General features: G+C 55.4%; 19 protein-coding genes. 4 read left to right on the top strand and 15 right to left on the bottom strand.

The annotated features are described in order from the left end of the window. Positions 1-10 precede the first annotated feature (10 nt). The 8 genes from nuoH to lrhA all read right to left on the bottom strand — a co-directional run bounded on the left by nuoH (position 11) and on the right by lrhA (position 10,192). Entirely contained in the window at positions 11-988 is a 978-nt protein-coding gene (nuoH, locus tag IM290_RS08075) for an NADH-quinone oxidoreductase subunit NuoH (RefSeq protein ID WP_003861490.1), read from the bottom strand. Next, positions 985-3,708 carry an NADH-quinone oxidoreductase subunit NuoG gene (nuoG, locus tag IM290_RS08070; protein ID WP_032102731.1) on the bottom strand — a complete coding sequence of 908 codons (2,724 nt, stop codon included), beginning with the start codon at positions 3,706-3,708 and terminating at the stop codon, positions 985-987. Before nuoG ends, nuoH begins: the two co-directional genes overlap by 4 nt. 54 nt (positions 3,709-3,762) lie before the next feature. Continuing rightward, complete coding sequence (gene nuoF / locus IM290_RS08065) at positions 3,763-5,100, bottom strand: NADH-quinone oxidoreductase subunit NuoF (RefSeq protein ID WP_003861487.1); 1,338 nt, start codon at positions 5,098-5,100, stop codon at positions 3,763-3,765. Next, positions 5,097-5,597 carry an NADH-quinone oxidoreductase subunit NuoE gene (nuoE, locus tag IM290_RS08060; protein ID WP_006176513.1) on the bottom strand — a complete coding sequence of 167 codons (501 nt, stop codon included), beginning with the start codon at positions 5,595-5,597 and terminating at the stop codon, positions 5,097-5,099. Before nuoE ends, nuoF begins: the two co-directional genes overlap by 4 nt. A 2-nt stretch (positions 5,598-5,599) precedes the next feature. Further along, complete coding sequence (nuoC, locus tag IM290_RS08055) at positions 5,600-7,402, bottom strand: NADH-quinone oxidoreductase subunit C/D (protein ID WP_003861484.1); 1,803 nt, start codon at positions 7,400-7,402, stop codon at positions 5,600-5,602. A gap of 89 nt (positions 7,403-7,491) precedes the next feature. Then, on the bottom strand, positions 7,492-8,166 hold the full coding sequence (nuoB, locus tag IM290_RS08050) for an NADH-quinone oxidoreductase subunit NuoB (protein ID WP_003861482.1): 675 nt from the start codon (positions 8,164-8,166) through the stop codon (positions 7,492-7,494). A gap of 15 nt (positions 8,167-8,181) precedes the next feature. Continuing rightward, entirely contained in the window at positions 8,182-8,622 is a 441-nt protein-coding gene (nuoA, locus tag IM290_RS08045) for an NADH-quinone oxidoreductase subunit NuoA (protein ID WP_003861475.1), read from the bottom strand. A gap of 631 nt (positions 8,623-9,253) precedes the next feature. Beyond that, entirely contained in the window at positions 9,254-10,192 is a 939-nt protein-coding gene (gene lrhA, locus IM290_RS08040) for a transcriptional regulator LrhA (protein ID WP_017693002.1), read from the bottom strand. Between the two features lie 937 nt (positions 10,193-11,129). Between lrhA and alaA the strand changes: the two genes are divergently transcribed. Both alaA and yfbR read left to right on the top strand, forming a co-directional pair. After that, on the top strand, positions 11,130-12,344 hold the full coding sequence (gene alaA, locus IM290_RS08035) for an alanine transaminase AlaA (protein ID WP_003861471.1): 1,215 nt from the start codon (positions 11,130-11,132) through the stop codon (positions 12,342-12,344). A gap of 117 nt (positions 12,345-12,461) precedes the next feature. Further along, positions 12,462-13,061, top strand: a complete 600-nt coding sequence (yfbR, locus tag IM290_RS08030; RefSeq protein ID WP_033487380.1) for a 5'-deoxynucleotidase — start codon at positions 12,462-12,464, stop codon at positions 13,059-13,061. 80 nt (positions 13,062-13,141) lie between these two features. Here yfbR and IM290_RS08025 read toward each other — a convergent pair whose 3' ends face one another. The 4 genes from IM290_RS08025 to yfbV all read right to left on the bottom strand — a co-directional run bounded on the left by IM290_RS08025 (position 13,142) and on the right by yfbV (position 16,763). Beyond that, positions 13,142-14,974 (bottom strand): SLC13 family permease, encoded by a 1,833-nt coding sequence (locus tag IM290_RS08025; protein ID WP_017693001.1) that lies wholly within the window; start codon positions 14,972-14,974, stop codon positions 13,142-13,144. 75 nt (positions 14,975-15,049) lie between these two features. Further along, positions 15,050-15,709 carry a sugar phosphatase gene (locus IM290_RS08020; RefSeq protein ID WP_193042318.1) on the bottom strand — a complete coding sequence of 220 codons (660 nt, stop codon included), beginning with the start codon at positions 15,707-15,709 and terminating at the stop codon, positions 15,050-15,052. Positions 15,710-15,720: 11 nt separating this feature from the next. Then, entirely contained in the window at positions 15,721-16,215 is a 495-nt protein-coding gene (locus IM290_RS08015; protein WP_003861461.1) for a YfbU family protein, read from the bottom strand. Between the two features lie 92 nt (positions 16,216-16,307). After that, positions 16,308-16,763 (bottom strand): terminus macrodomain insulation protein YfbV, encoded by a 456-nt coding sequence (gene yfbV / locus IM290_RS08010; protein ID WP_017383434.1) that lies wholly within the window; start codon positions 16,761-16,763, stop codon positions 16,308-16,310. A 337-nt stretch (positions 16,764-17,100) separates the two neighbouring features. On the opposite strand from yfbV, the gene ackA reads away from it, so the two are divergent. Next, positions 17,101-18,303 carry an acetate kinase gene (gene ackA / locus IM290_RS08005; RefSeq protein WP_015572267.1) on the top strand — a complete coding sequence of 401 codons (1,203 nt, stop codon included), beginning with the start codon at positions 17,101-17,103 and terminating at the stop codon, positions 18,301-18,303. Between the two features lie 75 nt (positions 18,304-18,378). Next, complete coding sequence (pta, locus tag IM290_RS08000) at positions 18,379-20,520, top strand: phosphate acetyltransferase (protein ID WP_063619654.1); 2,142 nt, start codon at positions 18,379-18,381, stop codon at positions 20,518-20,520. 108 nt (positions 20,521-20,628) lie between these two features. Here pta and IM290_RS07995 read toward each other — a convergent pair whose 3' ends face one another. Genes IM290_RS07995 through IM290_RS07985 form a run of 3 tightly spaced genes read right to left on the bottom strand, consistent with a single transcriptional unit; the run spans position 20,629 to position 23,793 of the window. Then, a complete protein-coding gene (locus IM290_RS07995; RefSeq protein ID WP_015572265.1) occupies positions 20,629-21,582 on the bottom strand; it encodes a transketolase family protein in 954 nt (317 codons plus the stop codon). Next, complete coding sequence (locus IM290_RS07990; protein WP_039270261.1) at positions 21,575-22,405, bottom strand: transketolase; 831 nt, start codon at positions 22,403-22,405, stop codon at positions 21,575-21,577. The genes IM290_RS07995 and IM290_RS07990 overlap by 8 nt, the downstream gene beginning before the upstream one ends. Then, a complete protein-coding gene (locus IM290_RS07985) occupies positions 22,402-23,793 on the bottom strand; it encodes a PTS ascorbate transporter subunit IIC (RefSeq protein WP_017383437.1) in 1,392 nt (463 codons plus the stop codon). Before IM290_RS07985 ends, IM290_RS07990 begins: the two co-directional genes overlap by 4 nt. Between the last annotated feature and the right edge of the window lie 15 nt (positions 23,794-23,808).

The raw sequence follows: 23,808 nt of genomic DNA, 5'->3' as shown, positions 1-23,808 counted from the left end.
TCAAAGCCCCTTATGGCTGCTGCCAGAGAATGACAGCCGCCGTTACCAACAAGTTGACGAGCGTCAGCGGCAGGCACACTTTCCAGCCGAAGGACATTACCTGGTCATAACGCGGACGCGGTAACGCTGCGCGAATCAAAATGAACATCATCATGAAGAACGCGGTTTTCAGCGCGAACCAGATGAACGGCGGTAAGAACGGGCCATGCCAGCCACCAAAGAACAGCGTTACCATCAACGCGGAAATGGTGACGATACCGATGTACTCGCCCACAAAGAACAGACCGAACTTCATACCGGAATATTCAATGTGGTAACCGTCGGCCAGTTCCTGTTCGGCTTCTGGCTGGTCAAACGGGTGACGGTGACACACCGCCACGCCCGCGATGGCAAAGGTAATAAACCCAAAGAACTGCGGGATAACGTTCCAGATGTCGGCCTGGTTGTTGACGATGTCGGTCATGTTAAATGAACCGGCCTGCGCCACCACGCCCATCAGGGAGAGCCCCAGGAACACTTCGTAGCTCAGCGTCTGCGCGGAAGCACGCATCGCACCCAGCAGCGAGTATTTGTTGTTACTGGACCAGCCTGCGAACAGCACCGCGTAAACCGCGAGGCCTGCCATCATCAGGAAGAACAGAATGCCGATGTTCAGGTCAGCCACCACCCAGGTCGGGCTGACCGGAACGATAGCAAACGCCAGCAGCAGCGAGGTGAAGGCAATCATCGGCGCCAGCGTAAAGATCACGCGGTCCGAGAAGCGCGGAACCCAGTCCTCTTTAAAGAACATCTTGATCATGTCCGCGACCAGCTGGAGTGAACCACCCCAGCCCACGCGGTTCGGTCCGTAACGGTTCTGGAACAGACCGAGCAAACGACGTTCACCAAAGCTCATGAACGCGCCGCAGGTGACGACCACCAGCAGAATCACAACCGCTTTCAGAATGCTCAGCAGGATGTCGATAAGATCCGGCGTTAACCAACTCATGCTTTTGCCTCCTGAAGGTTATCAAGATGCGCACCCGCCAGGACCGGCGCGATGCCAGGCATACCCATCGGCAGACCCACCTGCCCTGCTGACAGGCGTTCAGAAATAATCAGCGGCAGGCTGATTGTCTGGCCGTCGTAGCTAAAGGCAATGTTCGCACCCGCGTTAACGCCAAGCTTCGCGGCATCCGCCGGGTTGAGCTTGATGTACGGCTGCGGCATACGCTGCTGGAATACCGGAGAACGCTGGGACATTTCGTCGCTACCGAACAGATGGTAGTACGGTGCAATACGCCAGTGACCTTCCTGCGCCTGGAAGCTCGCCGGAACGGTGGTGAAGAAGTCCAGACCGGTTTCGGAGGCTTCAATCAGACGCACGCCCGGATCGCCGTGGCGCAGGTGACCGCCCACTTCAGCCTGGAACTTGTTCCATGCCTGCGGGGAGTTCCAGCCCGGTGCCCATGCAAACGGGATTTGCGAACGCGGCGCAGACGGCTGGTTGTTCCCTTCCATCGAGAAGGCAAACATGGTGTCTTTGTCCTGCGGCTGACGCGGTTCGTGCACGCTGATGTTGGCGCGCATCGCGGTACGACCGCTGTAGCGGTGCGGCTCACGCGCCAGTTTCTGGCCGCGAATGCGGAAGCTTGCGTCAGGCGCGGCGTCTTTAATACCCGCCAGCTGAGGCAGTTTCTCAACAACCGCGTCAATAACGTGGTCGAGCTGCGTCCAGTCCACTTCACGGCTCTGCACGGTGCTGTGCAGAGAGTGCAGCCAGCGCCAGCTTTCCAGCATCACGGTGTTGCTGTCGTAGTAGGCCGGGTCATAAACCTGGAAGAAACGCTGGGCGCGGCCTTCGTTGTTGATCACCGTCCCGTCGCTTTCTGCGAAGCTTGCCGCAGAGAGCACCAGGTGCGCTTTGTCCATGATCGCGGTGCGCTGATGGTCGATAACCATCACCAGCGGCGCTCTGGAGAGCGCGGCGTCAACGCGAGCGGCAGAAGCATGGCGATGCAGGTCGTTTTCCAGCACCACAACGGCGTCAGCGGCACCGGATTCCAGTTCGCTTAACGCGTCTTCCAGCGAGCCGCCGCCAATCATACCCAGACCGATGCTGTTCACCGCACGGGCAATCATAGTCACACCGACGTCAGCGCCGCGGCCCTTCAGGGCTTTGGCAACGTTCGCTGCGGCCTGAATGATTTCAGCGCTACCGGCGTTGGTACCGGAAATAATCAGAGGTTTCTTCGCCCCCGCCAGTGCCTGAACAATCACATCGACCTTGTTTTGCAGGTCGCGATCCAGTTCAACGGCCGGCGAGTTGCTGTCCAGCGCGTGGGCAATGGCAAAGCCGAGACGCGCCTGATCTTCAACCGGCGCGCAGTAGGTCCACGCGGCGATATCGTCCAGACGAGTGTTGTCAACGTTAGTCACAAACAGAGGATGCTTCGCGCGCTGACCGATGTTGAGAATGGCCGCAATTTGCCAGTCAGCCACTTTTTGCGCCGCTGCCATTTCACGTGCTTTACCTTTCACCGCCTGACGAACCGCCAGAGCCGCGCGTGCGCCGGTCTGCGTCAGGTCTTCACCCAGCACCAGAACCGCATCATAGGATTCGATTTCGCGCAGCGCAGGCGTATGAATGCCGCCTTCACGCAGCACTTTCAGCACCAGCTGGAGACGTTCCTGCTCGCCCTGGGCGATACCGGTGTAGAAGTTTTCCGCCCCAACCAGCTCGCGCAGCGCGAAGTTGCTTTCGATGCTGGCGCGCGGGGAGCCGATGCCGATCACTTTCTTCGACTGACGCAGAATATCCGCCGCGCCCTGCATCGCCTGCTCGGCGTTGAGAGTAATGAAGTCGTCGCCACGGCGCTGAACCGGCTGACGCGGACGGTCTTTCAGGTTCACATAGCCATAGCCGAAACGACCGCGGTCGCAGAGGAAGTAGTGGTTAACTGTACCGTTGTAACGGTTTTCGATACGACGCAGTTCGCCGTAACGTTCACCCGGGCTGGTGTTACAGCCAAGGGAGCACTGCTGGCAGATGCTTGGCGCAAACTGCATGTCCCATTTACGGTTGTAACGTTCAGAGTGGGTTTTATCCGTGAATACGCCGGTCGGACAGATTTCTACCAGGTTACCGGAGAATTCGCTTTCCAGCGTACCGTCTTCCGGACGACCGAAGTAGACGTTGTCATGCGCGCCATATACGCCCAGATCCTGTCCGTCTGCATAATCTTTGTAATAACGCACGCAGCGGTAGCAGGCGATGCAGCGGTTCATTTCGTGAGAGATGAACGGCCCCAGATCCTGGTTACGGTGGGTACGCTTGGTAAAGCGATAGCGACGGAAGCTGTGACCGGTCATGACGGTCATATCCTGAAGGTGGCAGTTACCGCCCTCCTCACACACCGGACAGTCGTGCGGGTGGTTGGTCATCAACCACTCCACCACGCTTTCACGGAACTGTTTGGCTTCTTCGTCATCAATCGAAATAAAGGTGCCTTCGGCGGCTGGCGTCATACAGGACATCACCAGGCGACCACGCGTGTCTTCCGCGTTTTGATATTGCTTCACCGCACACTGGCGGCAAGCACCGACGCTGCCCAGCGCCGGATGCCAGCAAAAGTACGGAATATCGAGGCCAAGAGACAGACAAGCTTCCAGCAGGTTGTCCGCCCCGTTGACTTCGTATTCTTTGCCGTCTACATGAATCGTAGCCATTAGCATGCTTCCAGTTGGCTCGGCCGAAACCGAGCGTTAATCAAAATTCTGTTTTTACCAGCGCGCTTTCAGCAGGTTCGGCTGAATACCATTGATCGAATGGGTATTGCTGAACGGCTGCTTGATGCCTGCTTCGAATTCGTCGCGGAAATATTTAATCGCGCTTTGCAGCGGCTCGACGGCGCCCGGTGCGTGGGCACAGAAGGTTTTACCCGGCCCTAAGAATCGACACAGTTGCTCAAGTGTCTCGATATCGCCAGGCTGGCCTTCGCCACGTTCGATAGCACGCAGGATCTTCACGCTCCACGGCAGACCATCACGGCACGGTGTACACCAGCCGCAGGACTCGCGGGCGAAGAACTCTTCCAGGTTACGCACCAGGGATACCATGCCGATCTCGTGGTCGACGGCCATCGCCAGCGCTGTACCCAGACGGCTGCCTGCTTTACCAATGCTTTCGAACTCCATTGGCAGGTCAAGGTGGGCTTCGGTCAGGAAGTCCGTCCCTGCCCCACCCGGCTGCCAGGCTTTGAATTTCAGGCCATCGCGCATGCCGCCGGCGTAGTCTTCAAGAATTTCGCGTGCGGTGGTGCCGAACGGCAGCTCCCAGACGCCAGGGTTCTTCACGCGACCGGAGAAGCCCATCAGCTTGGTACCGGCATCTTTGCTTGAGGAGATGCCCTGATACCACTCCACGCCGTTCGCGAGGATCGCCGGGACGTTGCACAGGGTTTCGACGTTGTTGACGCAGGTCGGTTTACCCCACACGCCGGAGCTTGCCGGGAACGGTGGCTTGGAGCGCGGGTTCGCGCGGCGGCCTTCCAGGGAGTTAATCAGCGCGGTTTCTTCACCGCAGATATAACGCCCGGCACCGGTGTGCACGAACAGCTCGAAGTCAAACCCGGTGCCCAGGATGTTTTTACCCAGCAGACCGGCTTCAGTGGCTTCGGCAATCGCGCGACGCAGGTTTTCAGCCGCTTCGATGTATTCACCGCGCAGGAAGATATAGCCACGGTACGCTTTCAGCGCGAACGCGGAGATCAGCATGCCTTCCACCAGCAGGTGCGGCAGCTGTTCCATCAGCAGGCGGTCTTTATAGGTACCCGGCTCCATTTCATCGGCGTTACACAGCAGGTAACGGATGTTCATGGATTCGTCTTTCGGCATCAGGCTCCACTTCAGACCGGTGGAGAAGCCCGCGCCCCCGCGGCCTTTCAGGCCAGACTCTTTCACCGCGTTAACGATGTCGTCCGGCGCCATGCCGCCGAGGGCTTTACGCGCGCCGGCATAGCCGTTTTTGCTCTGATATTCGTCGAGCCAGACCGGCTGTTTGTCATCACGCAGACGCCAGGTCAGCGGATGCGTCTCAGCAGTACGAATTACAGTTTTCATTTGTACTGCTCCAGCAGGTCAGGAATCGCTTCCGGCGTCAGATGGCTGTGAGTGTCCTCATCAATCATCATGGTCGGCCCCTTGTCGCAGTTACCCAGGCAGCAGGTTGGCAGCAGAGTAAAGCGTCCGTCGAAGGTGGTCTGGCCCGGCTTGATATTGAGTTTCTTCTCAATCGCAGCCTGAATGCCCTGATAACCGGTGATGTGGCAGACCACGCTGTCACAGTAGCGGATCACATGGCGGCCTACCGGCTGACGGAAGATCTGGCTGTAGAACGTGGCTACGCCTTCTACGTCACTTGCCGGAATGCCCAGCACTTTTGCGATCTCGTAGATCGCCCCATCCGGCACCCAACCACGCTGTTTCTGTACGATTTTCAGCGCTTCAATGGACGCCGCACGCGGGTCTTCGTAGTGGTGCATCTCGTGCTCAATGGCGGCACGCTCTGCTTCACTCAGCTCAAAAGCCTCGGTTTGTGGTTGTTGATTCTCGTGCATAATTAGCGGTCCACATCTGACATAACAAAATCGATACTACCCAGATACACAATCAGGTCGGAGACCAGACTGCCGCGAATGGCGGCCGGGATCTGCTGCAAGTGCGCGAAGCTTGGCGTACGCACGCGGGTGCGGTAGCTCATGGTGCTGCCGTCGCTGGTGAGGTAGTAGCTGTTGATACCCTTGGTCGCTTCAATCATCTGGAAGGATTCCTGTGCTGGCATGACCGGGCCCCAGGAAACTTGCAGGAAGTGGGTGATCAGGGTTTCGATATGTTGCAGCGTGCGCTCTTTCGGTGGCGGCGTCGTCAGCGGGTGATCCGCCTTGAACGGGCCTTCCGGCATGTTGTTGAGGCACTGCTCAAGGATGCGCAGGCTCTGGCGCAGCTCTTCCACTTTCAGCATCACGCGGGTGTAGCAGTCGGATACGCCGCCGCCAACCGGGACTTCAAAGTCGAAGTTCTCGTAACCAGAGTAAGGACGGGCTTTACGCACGTCGAAATCAATACCCGTCGCACGCAGACCTGCACCTGTGGTTCCCCACTCCAGCGCTTCTTTCGCGCCGTAGGCAGCAACGCCCTGAGAACGGCCTTTCAGGATGGAGTTACGCAGCGCGGCTTTCTCGTAAGACGCCAGACGTTTCGGCATCCAGTCGAGGAATTCACGCAGCAGGCGGTCCCAGCCGCGCGGCAGATCGTGCGCCACACCGCCGATGCGGAACCAGGCCGGGTGCATACGGAAACCGGTAATCGCTTCCACCAGATCGTAGATTTTCTGACGGTCGGTAAAGGCGAAGAAGACCGGCGTCATCGCGCCGACGTCCTGAATGAACGTGGAGATGTACAGCAGGTGGCTGTTAATACGGAACAGTTCAGACAGCATCACGCGAATCACGTTAACGCGATCCGGGACGGTGATGCCTGCCAGCTTCTCAACGGCCAGCACGTATGGCATTTCGTTCACGCAGCCGCCGAGGTATTCGATACGGTCGGTGTACGGAATGTAGCTGTGCCAGGACTGACGCTCACCCATCTTCTCGGCACCACGGTGGTGGTAGCCGATGTCAGGCACGCAGTCGACAATCTCTTCGCCATCAAGCTGAAGAATAATACGGAATGCACCGTGCGCAGACGGGTGGTTTGGACCGAGGTTGAGGAACATGAAGTCCTCGTTTTCGGTGCCGCGCTTCATGCCCCAGTCTTCCGGCTTGAAGGTCAGCGCTTCCATCTCCAGATCCTGCTTGGCTTTGGTCAGCTCAAACGGGTCGAATTCGGTGGCGCGTGCCGGGTAGTCTTTACGCAGCGGGTGGCCGGTCCAGGTCTGCGGCATCATGATGCGCGTCAGATGCGGGTGACCGTCGAAGGTCATGCCGAACATTTCCCAGGTTTCACGCTCGTACCAGTTGGCGTTCGGGAAAAGTTTGGTGATCGTCGGCAGATGCATGTCGTTTTCAGACAATGCCACCTTGAGCATGATATCCGTGTTGCGGTCTATTGAGATCAGGTGGTAGAAAACGGAAAAATCCGCAGCAGGGAGACCCTGGCGGTGCGTTCTCAGACGTTCGTCCATGCCGTGTAAGTCAAACAGCATGACGTAAGGTTTTGGCAATTTCTTGAGGAAATCGACAACTTCCAGTAATTGCTCACGCTTCACCCAAACAACGGGTACCCCGGTGCGGGTGGCCTGAACAGTAAAGGCATCCGGCCCAAAACGGTTGCGCAGTTCGCCAATGACGGGGTCATCGAGATGATCCCGGGTCTGCCAGGCGGCTTCTTGCGCGGTTAAGTCGGTCATATTGTTCACCATTGCAAATGGTCCGTGGTGACTGTTAAGCCTGGCTTCGCGCTATTTGAGTAGTGATATGCGAAGGTGTTCTCCAGGCCCACAGGCGCAAATTAAATTTCGTCAGGCGTACGCAGGTTGGTGACGGCAATACGTTCACCACGTTTACGCTCGCGCTCAGACTGCATGTTCGCGCGATAGACACCCTGATCGCCAACAACCCATGAAAGCGGGCGGCGTTCTTTACCAATTGACTCCTGGAGCAGCATCAGCGCCTGCATATAGGCCTCTGGACGCGGCGGGCAGCCCGGGATGTACACATCCACCGGAATGAACTTATCAACGCCCTGCACAACGGAATAAATGTCGTACATACCGCCGGAGTTTGCACATGCGCCCATGGAGATAACCCATTTTGGCTCCAGCATCTGGTCATAAAGACGCTGAATAACTGGTGCCATCTTGGTAAAGCAGGTCCCGGCCACCACCATCAGGTCAGCCTGACGTGGAGAAGCACGCAGTACCTCGGCCCCAAAACGCGCAACGTCATGCACCGCAGTGAATGACGTCACCATTTCAACGTAGCAGCAAGAAAGGCCAAAGTTGTATGGCCAGATGGAGTTCTTACGACCCCAGTTGACCATGTCGTGCATGGCATGTTCGAGCTTGCCCATGTACACGCTTTTGTTGACTTCTTGCTCCAGGGGGTCGGTTACGATCTCCTGTTTTTGCAGGGGGTAACGGTCATTCTCACCGTTAGGATCTATGCGGGTGAGCGTATAATCCATCTTATTGCCTCGCTGTTACTGCTGACGATTAGAGATACTGTTTTCCGGGTTGATGTGTTCACGGCGTGAACGCACAGGTGTCCAGTCCAGCGCGCCAATACGCACCAGATAAACCAGACCGGCCAGTAACACTAAAATGAAAATTGCGGCCTCGACAAAGCCCACCCAACCACTTTCGCGAATGGAGGTAGACCACGCGAAGAGGTAAAGCGCTTCCACGTCAAAAATGACGAAGAACATGGCTACCAGGTAGAACTTGGCAGACAGGCGTAAGCGAGCGGTACCTACTGAATCAATACCTGATTCGAAAGGTGTGTTTTTGTGCCTTGCGCGGGCGCGACCGCCCAGGAACCAGCCGCCGACTAACATCAGGCAGCACAGGCCAATGGCTACAATAAGAAAGATTGCGAATGCCCAGTGATGAGCGATGACTTCTGTGGATGTTGACATACTCATTGCTTACTCATCAAAAGTGATACCGACGACACTGCTCTTGCTGGCAGATGGGCATCACATCGATTCATGGGGAGGAACAAAATAACCTTACACTAACTGTCAGAAATGAGACATAGACAGCAAAATGATGGGGTTTTTTACTCCTTTCTATAACCTTTTGTCAACTTTAACAAAGGTTTCTTCACATTAAATTACAACGTGCGATTCTCATTAACATTTGGTGCCCTTTAACCCTGGTGGGTACATGACTTTCCGTCAAATGCATCTTGTTGAATCGTGTCCGTTTTGGAAGTAAAAAAAATAACCCTCCTATTTTGACAGGATTTGCCAACGATTCCTCCCCCCAAATGGGAGTATTTTCTTGATCTGAGACACGCTTTTGTTAATTCAATCAAAAAAACAGCAACATATTTCCTGTTTTTTTAACATCGGCGGGGTATGAGGTAAGTTAGAACAGGTATTGTTTACATCTTAACCAAAAACATTTTCTGCATTGATAAATAAGCGGTATTTGCTTTATCCCTGCTCCATTCACGGTTATGAATAGCAAAAAAAACCACTCGCAGGAAAAAATCATGCGAGTGGCTCTTTTTTGCACTTACATTTTGTTACGAGAATTTTGAGGGAATGATCACTCAAAATCCCCTTCCACGATCAGGGAGTCATCCCCTCCTTCGGGAGTAACAGGCGCGTACTGCCATGGATTGTGGTAGTTTTCCATTGCCTCGAATACCACTTTTGCCAGCTCGTTGTTGCTGGCGGCGTTATGGCACAGCAGGTACTCCGTATCCGGCAACGACGGAAGTCCCTCGGATTGACCCAGCACACGCAGATCGGGGCTCATCATCTCCACCGGACGGGCCGTTACGCCAAGCCCGGCCTTCACCGCCGCTCGCACTGCGGGCAAGGTTGACGCCACGTACGCCAGGCGCCATGGAATACCGGCTTCGTTGAGCGCAGCCAGCACCATATCGCGGAACGGACTGGGATCGTCCAGCAGGACCAGGGGTATCGGCTCACCTTTCTGCAATACATACTCTGCGGCACAGTACCAGTGCGTTGGAGAAGTACGCAGCGTCAGGCTGTCAAACTGGCCAGGTCGATGCGTGGTGACCACCAGGTCAACCTCGTTTTCTTTCAGCATCTCAACCATGAAGGCATTGCGTTTAACGCTAACGTCCAGGGCAAGCTTCGGATAAACCGAGCTAATTCGGTTGAGAAGGAAGGGTAAAATGGTATCTGCTGATTCATCTGACGCCCCTAATGTTAACACTCCCTGAAGGTTGCTAAACATTAATGACATACAGGCTTCATCATTAAAGCGCAGTATCTTTCTGGCATAACCCAGAAGCTGAATACCATGTTCTGTTAAAAGCTTATTACGTCCATGACGCGCAAAAAGCTCTTTACCAACCAGTTGTTCCAGCCGCTGCATTTGCTGACTCACGGCGGACTGGGTACGGCAAACGGCGGCAGCAGCTGCTGCAAAAGTGTTGAGATCGGCGACCGCAACAAACGTTCTCAGCAGATCGAGGTCGAGATTCATTATCGGACGATTTGCATTTATCATATCTTTTCACTTTCAGGTTGCTCGTGCGGAGCTGCCCGGGTTGAAGCTGTGTGTAACAGTTAAGCAATTCCTTCTGAAGAGTTTCCCTCGCATCCCGGCCCGGCAGACTGCCTGACAGATAGTTATTGTACTGCGGTATATCACCAGTCAGAAATCACGTTTCATGACGTTATTTTTATTCTCTTGCGTCCAGGATATTTCGTTGTTTGCAGGTCGATGTTAATACCATAAAGAGTAAGACATGTTTTCTGCCATCTATATCGCAGCGTTGGCAACGTAGCAAGATGTGACTTACCCAATCAGCCAGAGATAACTTTAACAATAACAATCGATTAATACAGGAAAGCAGTATCCGATATACGTAACAGGCCTATCGCTATGCTGCATTCCCGAAACACATCTTAACCCAAATCCACTATATTTATAAGTCTTATTGCAATATTAAGGATTTATCGCCAATGATAAGCAACTACACTCTTTTTATTAAAATTAACGAAAGTTGCATTTTCGTCGTTAATAATAAATAAAGTTTAATTTAGATTCAGGCCATTCATTAATAACCCTTAACATTAATTTCACATGAGTAACTTTTAACCTGGCTTTGCTAATATGGCAATCGGTATCTCAGCATTCAGGTTTTACGAATGGTCACTCAGAGGGACTAATGCATCAGCCCGAATCGTCTTTTTATTTATTCCAGAATAATATTCATCTTTATATGAAATTTTTAGCATAAACAACCCATCACCCCTCTTTATCACGATAAATTCAGGCACAAAATCACTCCGTCGTTAGAGTAAGCGATCACCGCGGCATTGCCCGGTTGGACGAAATCTTCTTCTGTGCGCCCTTCAAAACGAAGCGCGGTGGGAGTACATTGTTCCGTGCTCACTTCCACGGCAGGAAGTTGCAATAATAGCGAAAAGGTTAAAGGTTCATGTCCCCTATCGAAAAATCCAGCAAGCTCGACAACGTCTGTTACGACATCCGTGGCCCGGTACTCAAAGAGGCAAAACGCCTTGAAGAGGAAGGCAATAAGGTTCTGAAACTCAACATCGGCAACCCCGCGCCATTTGGTTTTGAAGCGCCGGATGAGATCCTGGTGGATGTGATCCGCAACCTGCCCACTGCACAAGGCTACTGCGATTCAAAAGGGCTTTATTCCGCCCGTAAAGCCATCATGCAGCACTATCAGGCTCGCGGTATGCGCGACGTCACCGTTGAAGATATCTACATTGGCAACGGTGTCTCGGAGCTGATCGTTCAGGCGATGCAGGCGCTCCTGAACAGCGGCGATGAAATGCTGGTTCCTGCCCCAGATTATCCGCTGTGGACGGCTGCGGTGTCCCTGTCCAGCGGTAAAGCGGTGCACTACCTGTGCGACGAATCCTCTGACTGGTTCCCGGATCTGGATGATATTCGCGCCAAAATTACCCCGCGCACCCGGGGTATCGTGATCATTAACCCGAATAACCCGACGGGTGCGGTCTATTCAAAAGAGCTGCTGATGGAGATCGTCGAGATCGCCCGCCAGCACAACCTGATCATCTTTGCCGACGAGATTTACGACAAGATCCTGTACGACGCGGCGCAGCACCACTCTATCGCCGCGCTGGCGCCCGATCTGCTGACGGTCACCTTTAACGGACTGTCTAAAACTTACCGCGTTGCCGGTTTCCGTCAGGGCTGGATGGTACTGAACGGTCCGAAAAAACATGCGAAAGGCTACATTGAAGGGCTGGAGATGCTGGCATCCATGCGTCTGTGCGCCAACGTACCGGCGCAACATGCGATCCAGACAGCACTCGGCGGCTATCAAAGCATCAGCGAGTTTATCGTTCCAGGCGGCCGCCTGTATGAACAGCGCAACCGTGCATGGGAATTGATTAATGATATTCCGGGCGTCTCCTGCGTGAAGCCTAACGGCGCTCTGTACATGTTCCCGAAAATCGACGCGAAGCGCTTCAATATTCACGACGACCAGAAAATGGTGCTCGACTTCCTGTTGCAGGAAAAAGTGCTGCTGGTTCAGGGGACGGCGTTTAACTGGCCGTGGCCGGATCACGTGCGTATCGTCACCCTGCCGCGCGAAGACGATCTCGAGATGGCCATCAGCCGCTTCGGGCGCTTCCTCTCCGGGTACCATCAGTAACGCTGACTTTCCGCCGGGTAGCGCTGCGCTTACCCGGCCTGCAACATCCGCAAATTTGCATCTTCCCTCCCCTCCCCGCACAATGAAGTCTGTCGCAGTGAAGACATAAGGTAACCTATGAGTCAGAGTCATTTCTTTGCCCACCTCTCCCGCCTGAAACTCATCAACCGCTGGCCGCTGATGCGCAACGTGCGTACTGAAAATGTGTCGGAGCACAGTTTGCAGGTTGCCATGGTCGCGCACGCGCTGGCCGCGATTAAAAACCGCAAATTCAACGGGCAGGTGAATGCCGAACGTATCGCCCTGCTGGCGATGTATCACGATGCATCTGAAGTGCTGACCGGTGATCTGCCTACGCCGGTGAAATATTTCAACTCGCAGATTGCCCAGGAATATAAGGCCATTGAGAAGATTGCCCAGCAGAAGCTGATCGACATGGTGCCTGAAGAGCTGCGCGATATCTTCGGGCCGCTGATCGACGAGCATCAGTATACGGAAGAGGAGAAATCCCTGGTTAAGCAGGCTGACGCGCTGTGCGCCTACCTGAAGTGTCTGGAAGAGCTGTCCGCCGGGAATAACGAGTTCCTGCTGGCGAAATCACGCCTGGAGAAGACGCTCGACTCCCGCCGTAGCGAAGAGATGGACTACTTTATGCGCGTGTTTGTGCCGAGCTTCCATTTGTCGCTGGATGAGATTAGCCAGGATTCGCCACTCTGATTTTCGCCCAGCGGCGCTGCGCTTGCAGGGCCTACGGGGTTGTAGGCCGGGTAAGGCGTAGCCGCCACCCGGCAAAATGCTCAGAACGGAAACAGGACCGGTATCAATACCACGCACACCACCATCACCAGGACGGTGAACGGCACACCCAGCTTCACGAAATCACTGAACCTATAATTCCCGGGCCCCAGCACCAGCGTATTGACCGGGGAAGAGACCGGCGTCATAAATGCCGCGGACGCCGCCATCGCAACCATCATCGCAAACGGATACGGCGAAACGCCCATCGATTTTGCCATCGCCAGCGCAATGGGCGCCATCAGCACCGCCGTTGCGGTATTGGAGATGAACAAACCAATGGTGGCGCACATGACGAACAGGCAAACCATCATCAGGTACGGACCATATCCCCCTCCCGCGTCCATTAAGCCTTTCACGATCAAATCCACCCCGCCGGTTTTCTGTAGCGCCAGGGCGAAGGGCATCATCCCGACGATGAGAATGATGCTCGGCCAGTGAATCGCTTTGTAAGCGCTTTCGGCGTCAATACAGCGGAATTTGCCCATTAACAGACAGGCGATTATCGCCGCCACCGGGTTAGGGATCTCGTCCGTCAGCATCAGCGCGACCATCAATACCAGGCAAAAAATCGCATGGGGCGCCTGGCTGTGCGCCGGTGATGCATCGTTCTCTTCAATCGGCATATTCAGCACCACAAAATCGCGGCCTTTCTGCCCGAGCTGGCTAATCAGTTTCCAGTTGCCGACCACGAGGAAGATATCCCCCAGCAGGATCGGCTCATCCACCACCGCCCCTTCAAGGGCTACGCCATCGCGCTTCAGGCCCACCACGTTGAGGCCATAGCGGGTACGAAAACCGATTTCACGCACGGTTTTGCCCAATAACTCCGATTCCGGGATCAGCGACACCTCGGCCATTCCCACATCCAGCGCCTGGTCAGAGAAATACTCGCCGCGCAGGACCATCGGCTCCAGCAGCTGCTCGCTACAAAACTCCCGCAGATCCACGTCTGCGGTGGACATATCAATCAGCAGGACGTCACGCGCGCGAAACTCTGACACCCCGTTCACGTTAACGATCACCCGACGAAAACGACGCCAGCGCTCAACCCCGATGACGTTCGCGCCATAGCGTTCGCGTAGCTTAAGGTCATCCAGCCGCTGCCCCACCATAGGCGATCCCGGGCGGATAGCCAGACGTCGGGCACGCCCGGTCAGACGATACTCTTTAATCAGATCGCGGAAAGAGCGCCGCTTCCAGCCCTCTTTGGCTTTATCCTGCTTCTCCCCTTTCAGCGCGAAACGGGTCAATAGCATATAGATAATGCCCATCACCAGTACCACCAGCCCGATCGGCGTAACGCTGAAAAAGCTAAACCCCTCAAGCCCCTCACGGATCAGTTCGCTGTTCACGACGAGGTTCGGCGGCGTTGCGACCAGCGTCATCATGCCGCTGATGAGCCCGGCGAAGCTCAACGGCATCATCAGCCGCGACGGGGAGATCTGCATCCTCATGCAGACGCTCAGCACGACCGGAATAAAGATGGCCACGACGCCCGTAGAGCTCATAAACGCGCCCAGCCCGGCGACCGTCAGCATCAGGTAAATCAGCATTTTGGTTTCGCTGCTGCCCGCCACCTTAACCAACCACGACCCCATCATCGTCGCCACGCCGGTGCGTACCAGCCCGTCGCCAATAATAAACAGGGCGGCAATTAAAATAACGTTGGGATCGCTAAACCCGGAAAAGGCTTCCGGCAGGGAAAGGGTACCGCTCAGAACGAATGCGACAATCACAAACAGGGCGACGGCATCCATGCGCACCTTGCCCGTGGCAAAAAGAATGATGGCGATTAACAGCAGGCTCAGGACCCAAATCAGTTCACCGTTCACAACATGTCCTTGTCAGTGGAGGAGAAGCAATTCTGCCATAAAAAAGCCCCGGTAATGCGGGGCTATATCATGGGATTACATTTTTAGCGAGACGGTTACAACTCCGTCTGACGCCTTCGAGACGTCGATGGCGGTCAGGGTGTTAAGCACGAAATCCGCCTCCTCCAGCCGGGGGGAACCCGCCGGGACGTTAACGGCAATGACGTGGCTTCCGGCGTTCAGCCCGGCCAGCACGCCTGCCGCCGCGTCTTCCACCACCACACACTCTGCGGGCGCAAGGCCAAGCAGTTCTGCGCCGAGCAGAAACGCATCCGGTTCAGGCTTGCCGCGTTTCACGCGCTCAGCGGTAATGAAGACCTCCGGCGTCGGTAAACCTGCCGCCTTATGACGGGCATGCGCGACGGGAACCGAGCCGGAGGTGACGATAGCCCATGGGATCTGCGCTTCATTCAGGTGCTCAAGCAGTTCACGCGCACCGGGCAGCGCGGTGATGCCCTCGGTATCGGTAGCTTCAATCTCCTCAAGATAGCGGAACTCCGCCTGAATCTCTTCCTCAGAACGTCCCGCCAGGAAGTGCCGCAATGAGGTAATGGCCTGTTTGCCATGGATGAAATTCAGTACGTCCTGATGGTCGATGCCGTGCCGGTCGGCCCAGTGGCACCACGAGCGCTCCACCACCGGTAGCGAATCCACCAGCGTACCGTCCAGATCAAACAGAAAACCTTTACACTGCACACACACCTCCGTCAGGCATTAATGATTTGTTGAATTTCGTTGCTGCTTAAATGGTACTGACGCGGACAGGCGTGCCACGCGCTCAGCATACGTTGATACTTATCCCACATCGGGGTCTGGGCGTTGAAGCCGTGCGTACCCGCATCAAAATGGGTGTAACGCCCTTCGGTATTCACCATAAAGCGTACATAGCTCAGATAGCGCGCTTCCGTCGCAGCATCAAAGCCCAGGAACGTCACGCGGCGCTCGTCAATGGTCTGCTGGTCCTTCAGATTGGTCCAGGACACATGCAGCGCATGGTACATCTCCATGATGTCGATAACGATACGGCAGGTTTCCTCTTTCAGTTCGCCAAATTCGCGATCCAGTTCGCGCATCTGCAAGCCAAAACCACGTTCAACAATGGTTTGCAGGCGGCTGTAGCGCGCAGCGTTATCGGGATCAAGCATAGTCATCATCTTGTACTGGTTAGACAAAATCAGACGTTGAGCATGGGTCATTTCCATCTTTCGACTCCTGTAGCGCATTGCACTGTAAAAAAAAGACACGGTAACTGATTGTTACTGTGCCTTCTTTTGGTCGTCGTTTCGATGATCAATCACAAGTCATCGAGGAATGTTTTATCAAGCTGTTTAAACGCACGCTTGAGGGTATCCGCCAGCGCCTGATAGTCTGGCTTGCCTTCAACCGGTGCCAGCGCCTGGCCCGCCTCCTCCAGTTTTCCACGCACTTCATAAAACCAGTGTAAAACAGAAGGCGGAAGTGGCGTGACGGAACGTTTGCCTAACCACCATAGCCCCTGCATCGGCAGGCTTAACGCAAAAAGCGCCGTCGCGACGGCAGGGCCAAGCTGTCCACCTAACGCTATCTGCCAGCACAGGGTAAAAACGGCAATCGGGGGCATAAAGCGAATCGCATAGCGCGTGGCGCGAATAGTGCGATTTTCAATAAACATGGGCGCGAGGCGCTTTTCCATCGGCCATGTCTTTGCGTAATGCTGTCCCCGACGAAACAGACTAAAAAAGTTCACGGACGGGATTTCGGGTGTCGACATGGCTGTACCTCAACTTCACATATAAAAATTAAAATTTTCGTGCAAAATCACAACAGGCTATGACAACGTTCAAAATATTTTGTCATCGCTACCCCGTATCGGGTATCCTGTGCCAGCCTGATAGGGCCGTAGACGATAAGCGTTAACTCGTCAAATTATCGCATATTATGCCATTGTCTGAAAAATGTTCAAAATGGCTTAAAATCATAGGTATTTCTTCCATCCTGCCAGAATGTTTGTTTGGCATGATGTTAATCATAAATGTCTGGGTCAGCATGCGTTACGCTTTTAGACTCACTGACGTTTTTTTAGCCACGTATCAATAATAGGTACTTCCATGTCGAGTAAGTTAGTACTGGTTCTGAACTGCGGTAGCTCCTCACTGAAATTCGCCATCATCGATGCGCTCAACGGTGACGAGTACCTCTCTGGTTTGGCCGAATGTTTCCATCTGCCTGAAGCACGTATCAAGTGGAAGATGGACGGCAGCAAACAAGAAGCGGCTTTAGGTGCAGGCGCCGCTCACAGTGAAGCGCTGAACTTTATCGTTAACACTATTCTGGCACAAAAACCAGAACTGTCTGCTCAGCTGACCGCAATTGGTCACCGTATCGTCCACGGCGGCGAAAAATACACCAGTTCCGTGGTAATCGACGACTCCGTGATCCAGGGTATCAAAGACTCTGCGTCTTTCGCACCGCTGCATAACCCGGCTCACCTGATCGGTATCGCTGAAGCACTGAAATCCTTCCCGAGTCTGAAAGACAAAAACGTGGCCGTGTTTGATACCGCGTTCCATCAGACCATGCCGGAAGAGTCTTACCTCTATGCCCTGCCATACAGCCTGTACAAAGAGCACGGCGTCCGTCGTTACGGCGCTCACGGCACCAGCCACTTCTATGTGACTCAGGAAGCCGCAAAAGTGCTGAACAAGCCGGTTGAAGAAGTCAACATCATCACCTGCCACCTGGGCAACGGTGGTTCTGTTTCCGCTATCCGCAACGGTAAGTGTGTTGACACCTCTATGGGTCTGACCCCGCTGGAAGGTCTGGTGATGGGTACCCGTTCCGGTGATATCGACCCGGCGATCATCTTCCACCTGCACGACACCCTGGGCATGAGCGTTGACGACATCAACAAAATGCTGACCAAAGAGTCTGGCCTGCTGGGCCTGACCGAGGTCACCAGCGACTGCCGTTACGTTGAAGACAACTACGCAGAAAAAGCTGACGCTAAACGTGCAATGGACGTTTATTGCCACCGTCTGGCGAAGTACATCGGTTCTTACACCGCGCTGATGGAAGGCCGTCTGGATGCTGTTATCTTCACCGGCGGTATCGGTGAGAACGCGGCAATGGTACGTGAACTGTCCCTGGGCAAACTGGGCGTTCTGGGCTTCGAAGTTGATCATGAGCGTAACCTGGCTGCCCGCTTCGGCAAGTCTGGCTTCATCAACAAAGAAGGCACCCGCCCTGCTATCGTTATTCCAACTAACGAAGAGCTGGTCATCGCGCAAGACGCGCACCGCCTGACTGCCTGATTCCACACCGCCAGCAATGCTGGCGGTGCTGTTTTGTAACCCGCCCAACGCGGCGGTAACGAAAGAGGATAAACCGTGTCCCGTACTATTATGCTGATCCCTACCGGAACCAGCGTCGGCCTGACCAGCGTCAGCCTCGGCGTGATCCGCGCTATGGAACGCAAAGGCGTTCGTCTGAGCGTCTTTAAGCCTATCGCCCAGCCACGTGCCGGTGGCGATGCGCCAGACCAGACCACCACCATCGTTCGCAAGAACTCCAATCTGCCAGCGGCTGAACCGCTGAAGATGAGCCACGTTGAATCTCTGCTCTCCAGCAACCAGAAAGACGTGCTGATGGAAGAGATCATTGCCAACTACCACGCAAACGCGCAGGACGCGGAAGTGGTGCTGGTTGAAGGCCTGGTCCCGACCCGTAAACACCAGTTTGCCCAGTCTCTGAACTTTGAAATCGCGAAAACCCTCAACGCAGAGATTGTTTTCGTGATGTCTCAGGGCACGGATACCCCAGAGCAGCTGAAAGAGCGTATCGAACTGACGCGCAGCAGCTTCGGCGGTGCGAAAAACACCAGCATCACCGGCGTGATTGTTAACAAGCTGAACGCGCCAGTAGATGAGCAGGGCCGTACGCGTCCTGACCTGTCCGAAATTTTTGACGACTCTTCCAAAGCGAAAGTCATCAAAGTTGACCCGGCTAAGTTGCAGGATTCCAGCCCGCTGCCAGTTCTGGGCGCGGTGCCATGGAGCTTCGATCTGATTGCCACCCGTGCAATTGATATGGCGCGTCACCTGAACGCCACCGTGATCAACGAAGGCGATATCAACACCCGCCGCGTGAAGTCCGTAACTTTCTGCGCACGCAGCATTCCACACATGCTGGAGCACTTCCGTGCAGGTTCCCTGCTGGTAACCTCCGCAGACCGTCCGGACGTGCTGGTTGCAGCCTGTCTGGCCGCGATGAACGGCGTGGAGATCGGCGCGATCCTGCTGACCGGTGCCTACGAGATGGACCCACGCGTAAGCAAGCTGTGCGAACGTGCGTTCGCCACTGGCCTGCCAGTCTTCATGGTGAACACCAACACCTGGCAGACCTCCCTGAGCCTGCAAAGCTTCAACCTCGAAGTGCCGGTTGATGACCACGAGCGTATCGAGAAAGTTCAGGAATACGTTGCGGGCTACATCAACGCAGACTGGATCGAATCCCTGACGGCGACCTCCGAGCGCAGCCGTCGTCTGTCTCCTCCAGCCTTCCGTTACCAGCTGACCGAGCTGGCGCGTAAAGCGGGCAAACGCGTGGTTCTGCCAGAAGGCGACGAACCACGTACCGTTAAAGCGGCAGCCATCTGTGCAGAACGCGGTATCGCGACCTGTGTGCTGCTGGGTAACCCGGATGAGATCAACCGCGTTGCGGCGTCTCAGGGCGTTGAGCTCGGCGCGGGCATCGAAATCGTTGATCCTGAGGTGGTCCGCGAAAGCTACGTTGCCCGTCTGGTTGAGCTGCGTAAGAACAAAGGCATGACCGAAGCCGTTGCGCGCGAGCAGCTGGAAGACAACGTGGTGCTGGGTACGCTGATGCTGGAGCAGGACGAAGTTGACGGTCTGGTTTCCGGTGCGGTTCACACCACCGCGAACACCATCCGTCCACCGTTGCAGCTGATCAAAACTGCACCGGGCAGCTCTCTGGTCTCCTCCGTGTTCTTCATGCTGCTGCCTGAACAGGTTTACGTTTACGGCGACTGCGCGATCAACCCGGACCCAACCGCAGAGCAGCTGGCAGAAATCGCTATCCAGTCTGCGGACTCCGCGATTGCCTTCGGTATCGAACCACGCGTCGCGATGCTCTCCTACTCCACCGGCACCTCTGGTGCAGGTAGTGACGTAGAGAAAGTCCGTGAAGCGACCCGCATTGCACAGGAAAAACGTCCGGATCTGATGATCGACGGCCCGCTCCAGTACGATGCCGCGGTAATGGCTGACGTGGCGAAATCCAAAGCGCCTAACTCGCCGGTTGCAGGTCGCGCTACCGTGTTCATCTTCCCGGATCTGAACACCGGTAACACCACCTATAAAGCGGTACAGCGTTCAGCAGACCTGATCTCCATCGGGCCAATGCTGCAAGGTATGCGCAAACCTGTGAACGACCTGTCCCGTGGTGCGCTGGTTGACGATATCGTCTACACCATCGCGCTGACGGCGATCCAGTCTTCGCAGCAGCAGTAAGCTAAAAAGCCCGGTGGCGCTAGCGCTTACCGGGCCTACGGTTTTGTAGGCCGGATAAGCGAAGCGCCATCCGGCAAGAGAGGCGACCACAAATGGTCGCCTTTTTTATTACAGCAGCTCCCGCGCCGCCGACACAATGTCATGTGCCGTCAGGCCATACTCCTTTTGCAAGAAGTCCTGCGTGCCCACCTGACCATATCGTTCCTTCACCCCCACCCGCCGCATAGGCACCGGACAGGTTTCCACCAGCACTTCCGCCACCGCCGACCCCAGCCCGTTGTGAATGCTGTGGTTTTCGCAGGTCACAATACGCCCGGTTTTCTCGGCATAGTTTTTCACCAGCATCCGATCGATGGGCTTCAGGGTAAACATGTCGATGACCGCTGCGCTTACCCCCTCCTGCTCCAGCTGGCGCGCCGCCTCCAGCGCTTCCGCCACCATAATGCCGTTAGCAATCAGGGTAATATCGGTTCCCTCGCGCAGCACGTTGCCCTTGCCGATGGTGAAGGTTGACCCCGGGGCATACACGCTCGGCGCCTGTTTACGGATGGTCCTTACCCAGTAAAAGCCTTCCAGGTCGATAAGCTGACGCAGCACATCTTCGAACATCACCGCATCGGTCACCTCCAGCACCACTGAATGCGCCAGACCGCGCACGATGCCCATATCCTCAAACGACATATGCGTCCCGCCGTTGTGACAGGCCGTCACGCCCGCATCCGAGGCAATCACCTTCACGTTATTGCGCTGGTAGTCCAGGGACATAAACAGCTGGTCAAAGCAGCGACGGCTGGCAAAAGCGGTAAAGGTATGAACGAACGGCTTACGTCCGGTGAGCGACAGCCCGGCGGCCGTCCCAATCACGTTGGCCTCCATAATGCCGCAGTTGATGACGTGCTGTGGGTAATCACGCGCTACGCCGTCCATCGCCATCGAACTCATCAGATCCGCTTCGAGCGCAATGATCTCGCTCCCGGCCTCAATCTGTTTTGCCACAAAACCCGCGTAGACCTTACGCATCTCAACGGCATCTTTCTGTCCTGTCGGTGCAACCTTAATCATGTGAAGCCTCCAGTTGGCGAATCGTCTCGTTAAGCGCCGCTTTGCTCTCCTCGGTTAATCGCAGGTGATGCGAGTTGCTGAGCTGTTCCAGGTATGGCACCCCCTGCCCTTTGATGCTGTCGAGGATCACCACCCGCGGACGCGCATCGGCCTCAGGGATCGGCGCGGTCACCTCCAGCAGCGCCGGAATGTCATCCCCTTTCACCGTCACCACGTCAAAACCAAAGGCGCGGAATTTGCCTTCCAGGTCGAAGGCGCTGATGATTTCGTCCAGCTCGCCGTCGAGCTGCTGTTTGTTCCAGTCCACGAATACCGTCAGGTTATTCAGTCGATGGTGAGCGATAAACTGGAAGGCTTCCCAGCACTGCCCTTCATTCAGTTCTCCGTCGCCAACGATGCAAAACACCCGGTTTGGCCTTCCTGCCAGCTTGTGCGACAGCGCCATGCCGCCAGCGATGGAGATCCCCTGCCCCAGTGAACCGGTGGTGGCATCCACGCCGCGTGTTTTCAGGCGATCCGGATGACTTGGCAGACGCGTCCCGTTCTGGTTCAGCGTGCTCAGCTCTTCAATCGGGAAGTAGCCCTTAATCGCCAGCGTGCTGTACAGCGCCGGCCCCGCATGGCCTTTCGACAGCACAAAGTAATCGCGCTCTGGCCAGTCCGGATCGGCCGGGTCGATCTTCATCACCGCGCCGTACAGAACGGCCAGCGTTTCAACGACTGACATGCTGCCGCCGTAGTGCCCAAAACCCAGCTGCGTAAGGGATTTCAGCGTCTCAAGGCGGATCTGACGCGCCAGTTCGGTTATTTCATTCTCATTCATGATTTGGCTCCGGGGTTTTCCTGCGCGTTACCGCTGGCAGGTTTGTTTTTAGCGAAGACGTTGTAGGCCACCAGCAGCGCGAACAACACAACAACCAGTCCGGTGATGGCAAGCGGCGACAGGAAGCGTGCCAGGTTGCCCAGCACAATCCCGACCGCACCAAAATCAGCGTCCGAGAAGGTCGTATTCGCAAAGCCAATTGCGCCCAGAACAGGCAGCAGCAGGACCGGGAGGAAGGTGATCAGCAGGCCGTTAGCAAAGGCGCCAATCATTGCCCCGCGGCGTCCACCGGTGGCGTTACCGAACACGCCCGCCGTTGCGCCGGTGAAGAAGTGCGGAACGACGCCCGGGAGGATCAGCACCCAGCTAAACTGACCGCAGATGAACAACCCAACAATCCCGCCGAGGAAGCTAAACAGGAAGCCAATCAGCACCGCGTTTGGCGCATACGGGTAGACCACCGGGCAGTCCAGCGCAGGCCGCGCATTGGGCACCAGTTTTTCCGAGAAGCCGGTAAAGGCCGGGACGATTTCCGCCAGAATCAGGCGCACGCCCTGCAAGATGATGAACACGCCTGCCGCGAAGGTGATGGCCATAATGATGGCGTATACCAGGTAGTTTTGGCCGCCGCTGAAGGTGGCCTCCACGTACTCACGTCCGGCGCTCACCGCCATGATCAGGTAGATAATCATCATGGTCAGGGAGATGGAGATTGAACTGTCACGCAGGAAGCTAAGGTTCTTCGGCAGGTTCATCTCTTCGGTGGAGCGCGAGCCTTTCCCGACCTTGCTGCCAATCCAGCCGGACAGCACGTAGCCCAGCGTGCCGAAATGACCGAAGGCGATCTCATCGTTGCCGGTAATACGCTTCATATAGCGCTGCGCAATCGCCGGGAAGAAGGCCATAATCAGGCCGAGGATCAACGAACCGGTAAAGACCAGCCCGACCCCCTCGAAGCCTGCAACCGTCAGGATCACGCCAATCATGCATGCCATGTAGAAGGTGTGATGCCCGGTGAGGAAGATGTACTTCAGGCGGGTAAAGCGCGCAACAATAATATTCGCCACCATCCCGAAGGCCATAATGAGCGCGGTGGAAGCGCCATATTTTTCCAGGGCAATCGACACAATAGCTTCATTGTTTGGAATAATGCCCTGAATATTAAAGGCGTGCTCAAACATACCGCCGAGCGGATTTAAAGAGCCCACCAGCACAGTTGCGCCGCCGCCCAGTACAATAAAGCCGAGAATGGTTTTAATTGTGCCTTTTACCACATCCGAAAAGGCTTTTTTCTGCGCCACAAGACCAATCAGAGCAATTAACCCGACCAGCACTGAAGGGACTTTTAAAATATCAACAACGAAATTCAGCGTTTCAAGGATAAACATATCCACCTCGCCTTA

It is taken from the genome of Enterobacter cloacae complex sp. S1 (genome assembly GCF_014930525.1).
Classification (GTDB): Bacteria; Pseudomonadota; Gammaproteobacteria; order Enterobacterales; family Enterobacteriaceae; genus Enterobacter; species Enterobacter hormaechei_C.
The sequence above is the reverse complement of the archived record's forward strand: the minus strand, read 5'-3'. Positions and strand labels throughout refer to the sequence as shown.

Coding starts and splice junctions, on each gene's coding strand:
- nuoH (WP_003861490.1), bottom strand. CDS start 988: ATGAGTTGGTTAACGCCGGATCTTATCGACATCCTGCTGAGCATTCTG.
- nuoG (WP_032102731.1), bottom strand. CDS start 3,708: ATGGCTACGATTCATGTAGACGGCAAAGAATACGAAGTCAACGGGGCG.
- nuoF (WP_003861487.1), bottom strand. CDS start 5,100: ATGAAAACTGTAATTCGTACTGCTGAGACGCATCCGCTGACCTGGCGT.
- nuoE (WP_006176513.1), bottom strand. CDS start 5,597: ATGCACGAGAATCAACAACCACAAACCGAGGCTTTTGAGCTGAGTGAA.
- nuoC (WP_003861484.1), bottom strand. CDS start 7,402: ATGGTGAACAATATGACCGACTTAACCGCGCAAGAAGCCGCCTGGCAG.
- nuoB (WP_003861482.1), bottom strand. CDS start 8,166: ATGGATTATACGCTCACCCGCATAGATCCTAACGGTGAGAATGACCGT.
- nuoA (WP_003861475.1), bottom strand. CDS start 8,622: ATGAGTATGTCAACATCCACAGAAGTCATCGCTCATCACTGGGCATTC.
- lrhA (WP_017693002.1), bottom strand. CDS start 10,192: ATGATAAATGCAAATCGTCCGATAATGAATCTCGACCTCGATCTGCTG.
- alaA (WP_003861471.1), top strand. CDS start 11,130: ATGTCCCCTATCGAAAAATCCAGCAAGCTCGACAACGTCTGTTACGAC.
- yfbR (WP_033487380.1), top strand. CDS start 12,462: ATGAGTCAGAGTCATTTCTTTGCCCACCTCTCCCGCCTGAAACTCATC.
- IM290_RS08015 (WP_003861461.1), bottom strand. CDS start 16,215: ATGGAAATGACCCATGCTCAACGTCTGATTTTGTCTAACCAGTACAAG.
- yfbV (WP_017383434.1), bottom strand. CDS start 16,763: ATGTCGACACCCGAAATCCCGTCCGTGAACTTTTTTAGTCTGTTTCGT.
- ackA (WP_015572267.1), top strand. CDS start 17,101: ATGTCGAGTAAGTTAGTACTGGTTCTGAACTGCGGTAGCTCCTCACTG.
- IM290_RS07995 (WP_015572265.1), bottom strand. CDS start 21,582: ATGATTAAGGTTGCACCGACAGGACAGAAAGATGCCGTTGAGATGCGT.
- IM290_RS07990 (WP_039270261.1), bottom strand. CDS start 22,405: ATGAATGAGAATGAAATAACCGAACTGGCGCGTCAGATCCGCCTTGAG.
- IM290_RS07985 (WP_017383437.1), bottom strand. CDS start 23,793: ATGTTTATCCTTGAAACGCTGAATTTCGTTGTTGATATTTTAAAAGTC.